This is a genomic window from Rhizobium oryzicola (genome assembly GCF_030504645.1).
Lineage (GTDB): Bacteria > Pseudomonadota > Alphaproteobacteria > Rhizobiales > Rhizobiaceae > Neorhizobium > Neorhizobium oryzicola.
The window spans coordinates 1,000,241-1,012,576 of sequence record NZ_JAUKWQ010000001.1 but is presented as its reverse complement, the minus strand read 5'-3'; the positions used below and the strand labels follow the sequence as shown (position 1 = coordinate 1,012,576).

The 12,336-nt window shown below is 61.3% G+C and carries 16 protein-coding genes; 11 read left to right on the top strand and 5 right to left on the bottom strand.

All coding sequences use genetic code 11. The features are described from left to right. Window positions 1-73 precede the first annotated feature (73 nt). The 3 genes from Q2T52_RS04935 to Q2T52_RS04925 all read left to right on the top strand — a co-directional run bounded on the left by Q2T52_RS04935 (window position 74) and on the right by Q2T52_RS04925 (window position 2,334). Entirely contained in the window at window positions 74-1,609 is a 1,536-nt protein-coding gene (locus tag Q2T52_RS04935) for an acid phosphatase (RefSeq protein WP_302075542.1), read from the top strand. Between the two features lie 124 nt (window positions 1,610-1,733). Continuing rightward, window positions 1,734-2,021, top strand: a complete 288-nt coding sequence (locus tag Q2T52_RS04930) for a type II toxin-antitoxin system RelB/DinJ family antitoxin (protein WP_302075541.1) — start codon at window positions 1,734-1,736, stop codon at window positions 2,019-2,021. Window positions 2,022-2,058: 37 nt separating this feature from the next. After that, the gene (locus tag Q2T52_RS04925; protein ID WP_302076039.1) at window positions 2,059-2,334 is read left to right on the top strand and encodes a type II toxin-antitoxin system YafQ family toxin; all 276 of its coding nucleotides are present in this window, start codon (window positions 2,059-2,061) and stop codon (window positions 2,332-2,334) included. A 29-nt stretch (window positions 2,335-2,363) separates the two neighbouring features. Here the strand turns inward: Q2T52_RS04925 and Q2T52_RS04920 are convergent, their stop codons facing one another. Beyond that, on the bottom strand, window positions 2,364-2,810 hold the full coding sequence (locus Q2T52_RS04920; RefSeq protein ID WP_302075540.1) for a MarR family winged helix-turn-helix transcriptional regulator: 447 nt from the start codon (window positions 2,808-2,810) through the stop codon (window positions 2,364-2,366). Between the two features lie 61 nt (window positions 2,811-2,871). On the opposite strand from Q2T52_RS04920, the gene Q2T52_RS04915 reads away from it, so the two are divergent. Both Q2T52_RS04915 and Q2T52_RS04910 read left to right on the top strand, forming a co-directional pair. Continuing rightward, the gene (locus Q2T52_RS04915; protein WP_302075539.1) at window positions 2,872-3,600 is read left to right on the top strand and encodes a DUF899 domain-containing protein; all 729 of its coding nucleotides are present in this window, start codon (window positions 2,872-2,874) and stop codon (window positions 3,598-3,600) included. Window positions 3,601-3,672: 72 nt separating this feature from the next. Continuing rightward, window positions 3,673-4,467: a VOC family protein gene (locus tag Q2T52_RS04910; RefSeq protein WP_302075538.1), complete on the top strand. Its 795-nt coding sequence runs from the start codon at window positions 3,673-3,675 to the stop codon at window positions 4,465-4,467. Here Q2T52_RS04910 and Q2T52_RS04905 read toward each other — a convergent pair whose 3' ends face one another. Next, on the bottom strand, window positions 4,468-5,769 hold the full coding sequence (locus Q2T52_RS04905; protein ID WP_302075537.1) for an MFS transporter: 1,302 nt from the start codon (window positions 5,767-5,769) through the stop codon (window positions 4,468-4,470). It lies immediately after the preceding gene. 82 nt (window positions 5,770-5,851) lie between these two features. On the opposite strand from Q2T52_RS04905, the gene soxR reads away from it, so the two are divergent. The 5 genes from soxR to Q2T52_RS04885 all read left to right on the top strand — a co-directional run bounded on the left by soxR (window position 5,852) and on the right by Q2T52_RS04885 (window position 8,974). Then, window positions 5,852-6,307 carry a redox-sensitive transcriptional activator SoxR gene (soxR, locus tag Q2T52_RS04900; protein ID WP_302075536.1) on the top strand — a complete coding sequence of 152 codons (456 nt, stop codon included), beginning with the start codon at window positions 5,852-5,854 and terminating at the stop codon, window positions 6,305-6,307. A 103-nt stretch (window positions 6,308-6,410) separates the two neighbouring features. Further along, window positions 6,411-6,614 (top strand): addiction module protein, encoded by a 204-nt coding sequence (locus tag Q2T52_RS04895; RefSeq protein WP_302075535.1) that lies wholly within the window; start codon window positions 6,411-6,413, stop codon window positions 6,612-6,614. Between the two features lie 3 nt (window positions 6,615-6,617). Then, the gene (locus tag Q2T52_RS26800) at window positions 6,618-6,797 is read left to right on the top strand and encodes a type II toxin-antitoxin system RelE/ParE family toxin (RefSeq protein WP_367187277.1); all 180 of its coding nucleotides are present in this window, start codon (window positions 6,618-6,620) and stop codon (window positions 6,795-6,797) included. A gap of 515 nt (window positions 6,798-7,312) precedes the next feature. Next, window positions 7,313-8,038 carry a hypothetical protein gene (locus tag Q2T52_RS04890; protein WP_302075534.1) on the top strand — a complete coding sequence of 242 codons (726 nt, stop codon included), beginning with the start codon at window positions 7,313-7,315 and terminating at the stop codon, window positions 8,036-8,038. Between the two features lie 42 nt (window positions 8,039-8,080). Beyond that, a complete protein-coding gene (locus Q2T52_RS04885) occupies window positions 8,081-8,974 on the top strand; it encodes an aminoglycoside phosphotransferase family protein (RefSeq protein ID WP_302075533.1) in 894 nt (297 codons plus the stop codon). A 2-nt stretch (window positions 8,975-8,976) separates the two neighbouring features. Here the strand turns inward: Q2T52_RS04885 and Q2T52_RS04880 are convergent, their stop codons facing one another. Continuing rightward, a complete protein-coding gene (locus Q2T52_RS04880) occupies window positions 8,977-9,168 on the bottom strand; it encodes a hypothetical protein (RefSeq protein ID WP_302075532.1) in 192 nt (63 codons plus the stop codon). Between the two features lie 184 nt (window positions 9,169-9,352). On the opposite strand from Q2T52_RS04880, the gene Q2T52_RS04875 reads away from it, so the two are divergent. Then, complete coding sequence (locus Q2T52_RS04875; protein WP_436799500.1) at window positions 9,353-9,655, top strand: alkylphosphonate utilization protein; 303 nt, start codon at window positions 9,353-9,355, stop codon at window positions 9,653-9,655. A 216-nt stretch (window positions 9,656-9,871) separates the two neighbouring features. Here Q2T52_RS04875 and Q2T52_RS04870 read toward each other — a convergent pair whose 3' ends face one another. Next, a complete protein-coding gene (locus tag Q2T52_RS04870) occupies window positions 9,872-10,270 on the bottom strand; it encodes an endonuclease domain-containing protein (protein ID WP_302076038.1) in 399 nt (132 codons plus the stop codon). Between the two features lie 291 nt (window positions 10,271-10,561). Then, a complete protein-coding gene (locus Q2T52_RS04865) occupies window positions 10,562-12,244 on the bottom strand; it encodes a helicase HerA-like C-terminal domain-containing protein (protein WP_302075530.1) in 1,683 nt (560 codons plus the stop codon). Window positions 12,245-12,336 lie beyond the last annotated feature (92 nt).

Below are 12,336 nucleotides of genomic sequence, written 5' to 3'. Positions count from 1 at the left end.
AGATATCGCAAGAGTGAGCGCCCTTTCCGACGCATGCGGTTATGCGCCGGCTCCATCTTTCGAGGGGACATCCATGATACGTTATACTCTTACTCGCTGTCTTATGGCCGGCGTTGCAATCTCTACGCTTGCGCCGGTCGCCCATGCCGCCCCTGCCGGCTATGACAAGATCGACACCGTCGTGGTGATCTATGCTGAAAACCGCAGCTTTGATAATCTCTACGGCACCTTTCCCGGCGCCAACGGCGTGGCCACCCTCGCCGCCGATGCAAGCCGCCAGCTGGACCGCGACGGCAAGCCGATGACCGAACTGCCGCCCGTCTGGGAAGGCCTGACCGGCAAGGGCGTCACGCCTGCTGTGACCCAGGCGCAGACGGAGCATTTGCAGAACGCGCTGTTCCAGATCGATGACGCCAAGGGCTTTGCCCAACCGATGAACGTGGTGACCCGCGACCTGTGGCACCGCTTTTACGAAGAGCAGATGCAGATCCATGACGGCAAGAACGACATGTTCGCCGCCTGGGCGGATTCCGGAGGTCTTGTCATGGGCCGCTACGACGGCTCCAGCCTGCCGATGTGGAATGTCGCCAAGAAATACGTGCTGGCCGACAACTTCTTCCAGGCCGGTTTCGGCGGCTCCTTCTTCAACCATTTCGAGCTGGTCTGCGCCTGCGCGCCCTATTACCCGAACGCCGACAAGAGCCCGGCCAAGGATTCCATCTCCGTGGTGGAAGCCGACGGCAAGACGCTGAAGGTGGCCGACAATTCGCCGGCCTCCGCCATCAAGGGCGCGCCGAAATTCGTGCGCGATGGCAACCTGACGCCGGATTTCTACGCCGTCAACACCATGCAGCCGCCCTATCAGCCGAGTTCCAACCCGCCGGCCGCCGATGGCGACAAGGCCTATGCGGACCCTTCGAAGCCGACCACGCTGCCGCCGCAGCATGACCTGACGATCGGCGATCTCTTGTCCGCCAAGGGCATCAGCTGGGCCTGGTATGCGGGCGCCTGGGAAGCCACGCTTTCCGGCAAGAATGCGACGCCGGTGCCGAACTTCCAGTTCCACCACCAGCCCTTCAACTATTTTGCCAACTACGCGCCGGGCACGCCAGCCCGCGCAGAGCATCTGCGCGACGGCGGCCTTGGCGGCGAAGCCTTCCTGAAGGATATCGATGCGGGCAAGCTGCCGGCGGTGACCTTTTACAAGCCGCAGGGCAGCCTGAACGAACATGCCGGTTATGCGGATGTGGCCAGCGGCGACCAGCATCTGGCGGATATCGTTGCGCATCTGGAAAAGAGCCCGCAATGGGATCACATGCTCGTCGTCGTCACCTATGACGAAAACGGCGGCTTCTGGGATCACGTCGCACCGCCGAAGGCTGATCGCTGGGGTCCGGGCAACCGCCTGCCGGCCATCATCGCCTCGCCCTTCGCCAAGAAGGGCACGATCGACCATACCCAGTATGACACGACCTCGATCATCCGCTTCATCACCGCCCGCTATGACCTGCCGGTTCTGCCCGGCATCATCACCCGCGACAAGGCGCTGGAAGCCAATCACGAAAAGCCGATGGGCGACCTTTCCGGCGCGCTCGATCTGAAGGGCTGATTGCCAGGAACATGCGCGGGGGCGGCTTCGGCCGCCCCCGCCCAGCGCATAACGTCATTCTTGAAAATGATGCTCACTTGAGCTACATTAATTGCTGACAAAGTTTGCAAGAAGGAGCCGTCAAATGGCTGCAAACGCCTATGTACGCGCCCGCATCGAGCCTTCGGTGAAAGAAAGTGCAACTTTGGTGCTGGATAGCCTTGGGCTCACACCATCGGATGTGATCCGCATGGTGATGACTCGGATTGCCCACGACAAGGCTCTCCCGATCGAATTGACCCGGCCCAACGCCAAAACGATCGCCGCAATGGAAGAGGCACGCGCCATTAAGGCCGGCCACGGCAAGACATTCGAGACCGCCGACGAACTTTTCTCTTCGCTTGAGGGCGGTAAGGTTGCCAAGAAAGGATAAACGGCCCGCGTCAACAAAGCGGGCTTTGCTTCCACGGATGTCGAGTTACTCGAAGCAGTTTCTGAAGGACTGGGAGCGACTGTCGCGGTCCGGGCGATACGACATGGGAGCCTTGAAAGCTGCCATGCTTCTTTTGATCGCAAATGAGGCGCCGTTGCCTGCGGAATACAGAGATCACGAACTCAAGGGCAATTGGGACGACCATCGAGAGTGCCACATAGGCGGGGATTTTCTTCTCATCTACACCCTTGAGGACAAGAAAAACCTGATTGTTTTCGTGAGAACCGGGACGCATGCCGAACTCTTTGAATGAGTTCGGGCCACGAAAGCCTGAAGCCCCCCTCACTTGATCTGCGCCAGATCGCCCCTTAACCGCCCCGGACCGCCCTCGCCCAGCATCGCATCCACCTCCGCATGGGTGCTGGTCCAGATGGGCAGCGCCTCGGCAAGCAGCTTCCTTCCCTCGTCTGTCAAAGACAGCAGGCGGCTTCTGGCGTCCTTCGGGTCCGCTGCGCTTTCCACCAGCCCGCGCCGCTGCAAGGGTTTCAGCGCTGCCGTCAGTGTCGTTCGATCCATATCCAGCAACGAGGCAACCGAGCCCATGGTGGCAGGCTGAGGCCTGTTCAGCGACATCAGCAGGGAAAACTGGCCGTTGGTCAGCCCCAAGGGGCGCAAGGCCTGATCGAATTTACGCGCCAAAGCACGGGCCGCCCGCTGCACATGCAGACAAAGGCAGGTATCGCGAACATGGATCGTCGTTGAAAACGGAATCACATTTAAATTTGACATTGCTTATTTATGTTGATATCAACCTTTTTGTCAAGATGGACCGGCGACTTGGGAGGGTGCAATGGAACATGCTGTGGTTTCGCGGGAGGAATGGCTGGAGGCGCGGCGTGCGCTTCTGGCCAAGGAGAAGGAAGCCACGCGTCTTCGCGACGAACTGACCCGCCAGCGCATGGCGCTGCCCTGGGTCAAGATCGACAAGGATTACCAGTTCGAGACGCCCGCCGGCACCAAGAGCCTTTCCGAACTGTTCGATGGTCGCAGCCAGTTGATGGTCTACCACTTCATGCTGGGACCGGATTGGGAGGCGGGCTGTCCCGGCTGCTCTTTCCTGGCGGACCACCTGGATGGTGCCATCGTGCATCTCAACCATCATGACGTCACGCTGACTGCGGTATCACGCGCGCCGCTTGCCAAGATCGAGGCCTATCGCCGCCGCATGGGCTGGCATTTCCCCTGGGTGTCCTCGTTCGCCAGCGACTTCAATTTCGACTTCGGTGTTTCATTCACCCGCGAGCAGCTGGCGGCCGGACCGGTGACCTACAATTTCCGTGAAACGCCTGCCGCCCAGGCGCATGACGAGCTGCCGGGTCTTTCCAGCTTCTATCGCAACGACCAGGGCGAGGTGTTTCACACCTATTCGACCTATGCCCGCGGCGCGGAAGAGCTGATCGGTACGATGATGATCCTCGACCGCGCGCCGCTCGGGCGTAACGAGAATGGCACAATGCATTTCGTGAAGCGGCACGACGAATACGAGCAGAAGCCCCAAGCGGCCTCATGCTGTCACTGATCCGTTAGCGCATCCTGATAAAACTCCTTGATAACCAAGAACGCGGCCGCTGGCCGGCGGAAAGGACATCCCATGCCCTCGCAATACCACGGCAAATTCATCTGGTGCGAACTCATGACGACGGACATGGCGGCGGCGCGTGCCTTCTATTCCGCCGTCGTTGGCTGGGAAGCAAGCTCCATGCCGATGCCCGGCGTCGAAGGCGCCGAATACGGCATCTTCGGCATCAAGGTCGGGGAGCGGGACCGGGGCGTGGCCGGCATGATGGTGATCCCGCCCGAGATGGCGGGCCAGATGCCGCCAAACTGGACCGGCTATGTGGCGGTCGACGATGTGGATGCGACGGCGAAAGCCTTTGCGGAAGCGGGCGGCGCGGTGCGACGCCCGCCGCAGGATATTCCTGATATCGGGCGCTTTGCCGTGGTGGCCGACCCGCATGGCGCTGTCATCTGCATCATGACGCCTGCCCCGATGGACACGCCGCCGCCGGAGGTCGCCCCCGGAACACCAGGCCTTGTCGGCTGGCATGAGCTTTACGCGGGCAATGGCGAGGAAGCCCTCAGCTTCTACGGCGCCATGTTCGGCTGGGTGAAGCATCATGAATTCGACATGGGGCCGATGGGCAAATACCTGATCTTTGCCCATCAGGGCGAGGCGGTCGGCGGCATGATGACGAGGCCGCCGCAGGTGCCCGTGGCCTGCTGGAGCAATTATTTCAGCGTGCCCTCCGTCGAGGCAGCGCTCGCGACCATCCAAGCAAGAGGCGGCAGCGTGGTGCATGGCCCGCAGGAGGTGCCGGGTGATAGCGTCATCCTGCAGGCGATCGACCCGCAGGGTGCGCATTTCGCCCTGGTCGGGCCCAAGTAATCAGTCCGTTGCCTTCGGCCTTATGCCCTGAGCGGCGATCAGCGCCAGAATGGAGATGCAGGCCGCAGTGCCCCAGAGCGCCAGTGCTTCCCAGTGCGGGGCACCGCCGGCCATGCGGTCGATCACCCCTGCCGATGACGCCAGGCCACCGATCACGCTGGAGCCGAACACGCTGCCGCAGGTGGCGATGGAGGGCAGCAGCGAGCCCGTTGTCATGCGGTGTTCGGGATCGGCATCCTCGATGATCGCCTGATTGGCAATCGCCCAGAGCATACCAAAAGCCGTGCCTGACGAAACCTGCCCGGCCACGACCAGAGGCAGCAGGCCGGTGTAGAAGCCTGTCGCGATCAGCCCACAGCCCAGCGCCTGAAACAGCGGGCCGAACCGCACGGCGCGCCGCTTGCTGGCCACGCTCTTCAGGCCCGCCACCGGCATGGCAACCACGCTCCAGGTCAGTGCTAGGGTAACGACCGTCATCCCTGCGGCGGCGGCCGGTAGTCCGAAGATATGCCCGAGGCCATAAGCCAGGAAGACGGCGGAGACGCTCTGCGCGACACTCATCAGGAACAGCAGCCAGGAACCGCACCCCGCCGTGGTGGAGAGGCCGAACAGCTTGGGCGGCAGCAGACGCCGCTTGCCCTGCCCCTGTTTCTGGGGCGTATCCGCCTGCCCCTTCTGCCCGGCGGGCAGCGCCATCGGCAGCACCGTGAACAGAAGCAGGATGAATGGCAGGCTGACGGCCAGCGCCGCCCGCCAATGCACCCACTCCGCCGTGAAGCCGCCAGCCAGCGGCCCGAGAACGGCGGCCAGCGCCCAGATGATCGCCTCCACCGAGAAGACGCGCGGCACCAGCCTTGCCGGAAACAGATCGGCGATCAGGCTGTAGCAGAGCGCCACGATCCAGCCATCGGAGAGCCCCTGCAATGCGCGCCCGACCAAGAGAACCGGTGCGCTGGGGGCCAGCGATTGGGTCGCCACCGCCGCCAGATAGAGCGCACCCGCCAGCAGCAGACCCGCCCGTGCTCCGATCCGTCGCCGCAAGGGTGCTGCCGTCAGCCCGCCGGTAATGACCAGAAGAAAGAAGGATGCATAGACGAAGGGCAAGAGATTCGGTGCCGCAAGCGCATCGAGCGCCATGGGGATAACGGGCGCAATGGCGATTTCATTGAAGGCGTGCAGGCCGATACCGGCGGAGAGTGCCGTGAGGCGAGCGCCATAGGGCTTTTGCAGCAGTTCTGCCCAGCCCCCCTTGGCCGCCTCCGCTTTTCCTTGGGCATCCATCGTGGCTGTCTCCTGCGGCATGTCTTTTTCTCCAATGTCATTTTCTTCGACAGCCAACTCCTGTAGAACCTCAAGCGAAGTTGAGGTCAAGGACGAATTTCCCATGGCGGCCAAGGAATTGACGGTGGGCGAAGCCGCAAGGCGCAGCGGCGTTGCCGTCTCGACGCTGCATTTTTACGAGGCACAGGGCCTCATCCACAGCCAGCGGACAAGGTCCGGCCACCGACGCTATACGCGCGACGTGCTGCGGCGGATCGCTGTCATCCGCGTCGCACAATCGTCGGGCCTGACGCTGCAGGACATTGCGGACGCGCTTGCCGCGCTGCCGGAAAAACGAACGCCGAATGCCAAGGATTGGGAGCGACTCTCCAGCGGCTGGCGCGACGTGCTGAATGCCCGCATCACGCAACTGACCTTGTTGCGCGACCGCCTGACGGGCTGCATCGGCTGCGGCTGTCTTTCCATGTCCGACTGCCCGCTCAACAACCCGGACGACCAACTCTCCACACATGGCGACGGCCCCCGCCTGTTGCTGGAGCCAAACACGCTGGATATTTGAGATAGGAAGAGATCCCAAAGCGACCGTGGCAGCGTTTGTAGTAACGCTTTGAAAACCGAACGATGCCTTGCTATTCTGATTAGGGTTTTCACAAGGTATGATCATGGCAACAGTCGACATAAGCCGTATGTCTCCCCGTGAAAGGCTCGATCTCATCGGTCAACTGTGGGACAGCCTTGATCCGCAGGACGTCCCCCTGACGCCCGCGCAAACAGCTGAACTCGAGCGCCGGATGGCGACTTTTGAAGCAGACATTTCCGAGGCCGTGACGCTCGAAGAGATAGAGCGCGCACTTGACCGGAATTGAAACTTGCAGGTTCTGTTTACGCCTGCTGCGCGCGCCGATTATGAGGATGCGGTGAGATGGTACGCGGCCTATGCACCTGAGATGGTGCAGGCATTTCGGCAAGCCATCCGCTCCACCCTCTCGCGCATCAGCGAAAGCCCTCACCAGTTCCCAAGCGGGCCTTATACCAAATCTCGACGATAGGAACCGATTGCGCCGGAACGATTTTGGTTTCCGGCTAGGAGAAAACCACAGTCGGACCTATCGGTCCGGCGCGGATTTTCGACGACGTCCGGTAGACAAAATCGCCCGGTCCTTCGGATGGGCCGGACGTCCTTCACCGACTTTGTCGCAATCCTCGACCGATGCGACAGCATCGCTCTCCGGTATGCTTCGCGTCGGATGAAGGCCTCCGGTCCCACGCAATCGGTTTCTAGCATCGAGATTTGGTATTGTGACACGCGACGAGCTTTGCTGCGGCGGTTTCCCTATCTGGTCATCTTCCGCCAATATCGCGACGCTGCCTACATCGTCGCCATCTTCCACACGAGCCGCAACCCTCGTACTTGGCAAAGCCAGGCGAAACCGTAAGCCGCCCGATAACGCCAAGTTACGTTTGCTGACCCCTTATCAGCATTGAACTGCAAAGCCTCTGCCTTAAATCAGGGCGCGAGCGAAACATCCGGCCCGTTCGGAAGTTGCGCTGCTGGAGGAAGTGCATGCGTTCGTCATTCTGGGAAAGCCGTCCGTTTCTATATGTCATGCTGGGCATCAGCGTTCTGTTCACGCTCATCGGCTTTGGCATGGTTGTGACGGAAGCAGAAGGCGGCTGGCCGGCGCTTCTCCTGTTCGGCATGTGTGCGGCGGTGTTCTTCGCAAAGCTGTTTCCGGGTCTGTTTAACCGCCACACAGCAGACATAAAGCCCCTGCTGCAAACCTTCCCCGCACCCGTCACACTGCGCAGCCATCGGCTGAAGCACGTCCTGCTGCTGACGGGCTCGGTGATCTTCACCGGTCTATGCCTGTGGATGCTGCGGACTGAAGAGCCGTCCTTCTTCCCCACGCTTGCGCTGGTTGCGGGTGTCATCTTCTTCGGACTGTGCAGCCTGGCCCTTCTGCCCATCCTTATCCTTGGCCAGCATCTGGAACTGACGGAAAGCGGTTTTGCCTATGGCTATCCCGGCCGCCGCCGCTTCGTTTGCTGGAATGATGTCAGCGAATTCGAGACCGTGCTGATCAACGCCTCCGGGGCACGGCTCGTGGTGTTCGACGAAATCAGGCGCGGCGACAACAGCCTCTATTCCCTCAATGCCCGCCTGATCGGTCACACCTCGGCGCTTCCGGAAACCTATGGGCTTTCCGCAAAGGATCTCGCCAAGCTGATGAACAAGTGGCGCAAGAGGGCACGCGGCATCCAACGACCCGAACTGTCATTGATGGGTTAGGCTGTACCGCTATAAGCTCCCTTCCATCAAAGAGGGCGCCTGATGAGCGACGACCGTTTGAGCATTGATAGCGAGCTGGTGCGAGAGTTGATCGCTGATCAATTTCCCCATTGGGCCGATCTCGAGATCCGGCAGGTGACCGCCAATGGCTGGGATAATTCGACCTTTCACTTGGGCAGCGAGATGAAAATCCGCATGCCGACGGCGGTGCGGTATATCCAGCAGGTGGAAAAGGAGCGGCGTTATCTGCCGCATCTGCAGGCACATTTGCCTTACGAGCTGCCGAAGCCGATTGCGGTCGGCGAGCCGGGCCATGGCTATCCTTTTCCGTGGTCGATCCAGAGCTTCATTCCCGGAGAGACGATCACATCCCCGGACGCACCGGATAAGCGGCAGCTCGCCGCCGAGATTGCGGATTTTCTGCGCGCGCTGCATCGGGTGCCGGCAGAAGACGGCCCACCTCCGGGTACGCATAATTTCTTTCGCGGTGGCTCACCTAGCTTTTACGACAGCGAAGTGCAGACTTGCCTTGCCAAGCTTGGAGGTGTCATCGACCCCGTCGGAGCGCTTTCCGTCTGGGGTATGGCCTTGGCATCGTCATGGAAACGGCCACAGGTCTGGCTGCATGGCGATGTGTCACCCGGCAATCTACTGCTCAGGAATGGCAAGCTGGCCGCGGTGATCGACTTCGGCTGTTCAGGAGTTGGCGATCCCGCCTGCGACCTGATGATGGCCTGGACATTCTTCGCGGGCGAACGCCGGGAGATCTTCCGCGATCGCGTTGGTCTCGATCTAAACACGTGGGCGCGGGCACGCGGCTGGGCCTTGTGGAAGGCGCTATTGAAGCTCAGTGATGGTCGTTCGGACGAAATCGATCGGCGGGACGCAATGGATGTGATCTCAGCCTTGATTGATGAGGTGAAGCAGAACGCCTGACGTCAGCGCTTGGTGCCATGCGGGTTGAGCAGGCGCACCGCATTCACACCGAGGATGGCGAGAAGCGCCAGATGCCACCAGCGGACGTCGTGCTCCATCTTCGCGATGATCGTGCTGCAAACCACAAGGACCAGCGCGACAATCATCGCGACGCGCGGCCAAGTCCAGTATCGTGATCGCCTTTTCACGGTCATCTTGCCATTGTTCAGAAGAACTTCGATGCGGGAAGTTAACCAGCCTCAACTTTACGATCAAGACGAAATCGCATTTCTTCACCATGAAGAATTTGCCGCGGTGCCAAGAAAAAAATTTCAGGACATTGCCGAGGCCTAAGCCGGTGCTGTAAGCGGCTCACAGAACACTTTTCCAATGGAGCCATTGATGGCGGACGATGACGATTACGTGTATGATGAAGCAACGGGCGAATGGCGGCCGGCCTCCGAAATCGCGGCGGCAGCGGCCAAGGCGGCCGAAGTGCTGGATGCCTCCGGCAACGTGCTGAAGGATGGCGATTCCGTCACGCTGATCAAGGATCTCAAGGTGAAGGGCGCTGGCCAGACGCTGAAGCAGGGCACCGTGATCAAGTCGATCAGGCTCACCGACAATCCGGAAGAAATCGACTGCCGCCACGACGCCATCAAGGGCCTCGTGCTGCGCACGGAGTTTGTGCGCAAGCGGTGATGTGGCGGGTGGCATTTTCCCCTCACAATAGCCTCATTTGCCCCTCACCCCGCCTCCGCTCCGCTCGGCGCGCCCTCTCCCCGCAAGCGGGGCGAGGGGAAGCAGCAACGGTGCGGCAGATCTCTTCTCCCCGCGTGCGGGGAGAAGGTGGCGGTAGCCGGATGAGGGGCAATCAACAACGCGTAGCGGAGGCGGGTTGAAGGGCATGGAGAAACCTCATGTCACCGCCGGATAAAATCGCAAGTCCCTCACCTCGACTGTTTCAGTCAAACGTCCTTCCAGCACGGCAAGCGTCGTCTCAAGAACTGCTTCCATCTCCTGCAACACATCAACGTTCCAGAACCTCAAGATCGCCCAACCGCTTGAGCGCATGAAACTGTCCCGCTTCGCGTCATGAGGACTATCGGCATGCTGGCAGCCGTCGACCTCGACAACAAGCATCCTGTCCCGGCATGCAAAGTCCGCGAAGTAAGGACCAATGGGATATTGGCGAACAAATTTATAGCAAGCGAGACGGCGGTTTCGAAGCTCAAGCCATAGCCGGTATTCAGCGTCATTGTCCGACTGGCGCAGTGCGCGTGCCCGAGATGTCACTGCCTTTCTTGCACCGCGCATGATGAGCTCCATAGCAGACGTAGATCAGCATAAGGTCTGAGGCTGAACAAACCAACCGGATGTTTTAAGGGCAAACCTCAGTCGTTATAGTCGAACAGATTGCCTTGCTTGCGGCTTGAGCTGCTTCCTTCGTTTGCTTTTGGCTGCCCCTCATCCGGCTGCCGCCACCTTCTCCCCGTTCTGACGGGGAGAAGGGAGATGCCGACCCGTCGCCGATCCCCCTCGCCCCGCGTGCGGGGAGAGGGAGGCCGAGCGGAGCGGAGGCAGGGTGAGGGGCAAACCAATCGAACTTTACCGCTTCAAGCTCCCCAGAATCCCGCGCACCAGGGCCCGGCCCAGCTGGTTGGCGACGGAGCTGGCAACGGAACGGGCGGCGCTTTTCATGGCCGCCTCGATCACCGTTTCGCGCTGGTAGCCCCCGCGGCCTGCAGGTGCGCGGCCGGAGCGTGAACCGGTGGACTCTTCGCCGTTCAGGATGTCGTTCACCTCGTCAAAGCCCGGCAGTTTCCAGCGGCCGGAGGCGCTGTCCTGCGACGGTGCCGGTTCCTGCTGCTGCACCGGTTCCGCACGCCGCGCACTGCCCCAGGGGGATGGACGTTCGGTCGGCGCCTGCTGGGAAGCGGTGCCTTGCGGAGCGGTTGGGCGCTGCACCACCGGCCCCCTCGCCGCCCGGCCCGCCCGCGCCTCCAAAATCTCGAAGGCGGATTCTCGGTCGACATCCTCGTCATAGACGCCAGCGACCGGGCTCTCGGCCATCACCTGGCGGCGCTCCTCATCCGAGAGCGGCCCGATGCGGGCCGATGGCGGGCGGATCAGCGTACGCTCCACCACCGACGGCGCGCCCTTGCCTTCCAGCGTCGAGACCAGCGCCTCGCCGGTGCCAAGCGTGGTGATCGCCTCCTCGGTCGAAAAAGCCGGATTGGCGCGAAACGTTTCGGCAGCGGTCTTCACCGCCTTCTGCTCGCGCGGGGTATAGGCACGCAGCGCATGCTGCACGCGGTTGCCGAGCTGCGCCAGCACGGTTTCCGGCACATCCAGCGGATTCTGCGTGATGAAATAGACGCCGACGCCCTTGGAACGGATCAGACGCACCACCTGCTCCACGCGCTCCAAAAGCACTTTCGGCGCTTCGGAAAACAGAAGATGCGCCTCGTCGAAGAAAAAGACGAGTTTCGGTTTTTCGGGGTCGCCGACTTCCGGCAGCTCCTCGAACAGTTCGGACAGCAGCCACAGCAGGAAGGTGGCGTAAAGACGCGGGTTCATCATCAGACGGTCCGCTGCCAAAACGGAGATGACGCCGCGGCCATCGGGTGCCACCCGCATGATGTCGCCGATCTCCAGCGCCGGTTCGCCGAAGAAATGTTCCGCACCTTGGCTCTCCAGCACCAGCAGCCCGCGCTGGAGCGAGCCGACAGAGGCTTTGGAGACAAAACCATAGCGCTTGGAGATTTCCGCAGCATGCTCGCCCATATAGTTCAAGAGCGCCTGCAGATCCTTGAGATCCAGCAGTGGCAGACCGCCTTCATCGGCAATCTTGAAGGCGATGTTCAAGACACCTTCCTGCGCGTCGCTGGCATCCATCAGCCGCGCCAGAAGCAGCGGCCCCATTTCGGCAACGGTGCTGCGGACGCGGTGGCCCTTCTCGCCGTAGAGATCCCAGAAGATCGTCGGAAAGACGGTGTTGTCATAATCGGCAAATTCGATTTCCTCAGCCCGCTTCAGCAGGAAATCCTTGGGCTCACCGATGGCCGCGATGCCGGAAAGGTCGCCCTTGATATCCGAGCAGAAGACCGGAACGCCAGCTGAGGAAAAGCCTTCCGCCAGCACCTGCAGCGTTACCGTCTTGCCGGTGCCGGTGGCGCCGGTGATCAGCCCGTGGCGGTTGCCGAATTTCAGCTCCAGATATTCAGACTTCTTGAGCGTGTCATCCGGATTGCGGCTGCCGCCGATCAACAGCTTTCCAGGCTCACTCATGCAACCGCCCTCTCCCTTTCGCGTTACCATGCATGCGCATGTATAGGGCGCCCCTTGGCCGGGGGCAACGCTTGGCGCTCAACAACGGGGAT

Excerpts from the sequence above, each read along its gene's own strand:
- Q2T52_RS04935 (WP_302075542.1), top strand. The coding sequence starts at position 74 with ATGATACGTTATACTCTTACTCGCTGTCTTATGGCCGGCGTTGCAATC.
- Q2T52_RS04930 (WP_302075541.1), top strand. The coding sequence starts at position 1,734 with ATGGCTGCAAACGCCTATGTACGCGCCCGCATCGAGCCTTCGGTGAAA.
- Q2T52_RS04925 (WP_302076039.1), top strand. The coding sequence starts at position 2,059 with ATGTCGAGTTACTCGAAGCAGTTTCTGAAGGACTGGGAGCGACTGTCG.
- Q2T52_RS04920 (WP_302075540.1), bottom strand. The coding sequence starts at position 2,810 with ATGTCAAATTTAAATGTGATTCCGTTTTCAACGACGATCCATGTTCGC.
- Q2T52_RS04915 (WP_302075539.1), top strand. The coding sequence starts at position 2,872 with ATGGAACATGCTGTGGTTTCGCGGGAGGAATGGCTGGAGGCGCGGCGT.
- Q2T52_RS04910 (WP_302075538.1), top strand. The coding sequence starts at position 3,673 with ATGCCCTCGCAATACCACGGCAAATTCATCTGGTGCGAACTCATGACG.
- Q2T52_RS04905 (WP_302075537.1), bottom strand. The coding sequence starts at position 5,769 with ATGCCGCAGGAGACAGCCACGATGGATGCCCAAGGAAAAGCGGAGGCG.
- soxR (WP_302075536.1), top strand. The coding sequence starts at position 5,852 with ATGGCGGCCAAGGAATTGACGGTGGGCGAAGCCGCAAGGCGCAGCGGC.
- Q2T52_RS04895 (WP_302075535.1), top strand. The coding sequence starts at position 6,411 with ATGGCAACAGTCGACATAAGCCGTATGTCTCCCCGTGAAAGGCTCGAT.
- Q2T52_RS04890 (WP_302075534.1), top strand. The coding sequence starts at position 7,313 with ATGCGTTCGTCATTCTGGGAAAGCCGTCCGTTTCTATATGTCATGCTG.
- Q2T52_RS04885 (WP_302075533.1), top strand. The coding sequence starts at position 8,081 with ATGAGCGACGACCGTTTGAGCATTGATAGCGAGCTGGTGCGAGAGTTG.
- Q2T52_RS04880 (WP_302075532.1), bottom strand. The coding sequence starts at position 9,168 with ATGACCGTGAAAAGGCGATCACGATACTGGACTTGGCCGCGCGTCGCG.
- Q2T52_RS04870 (WP_302076038.1), bottom strand. The coding sequence starts at position 10,270 with ATGCGCGGTGCAAGAAAGGCAGTGACATCTCGGGCACGCGCACTGCGC.
- Q2T52_RS04865 (WP_302075530.1), bottom strand. The coding sequence starts at position 12,244 with ATGAGTGAGCCTGGAAAGCTGTTGATCGGCGGCAGCCGCAATCCGGAT.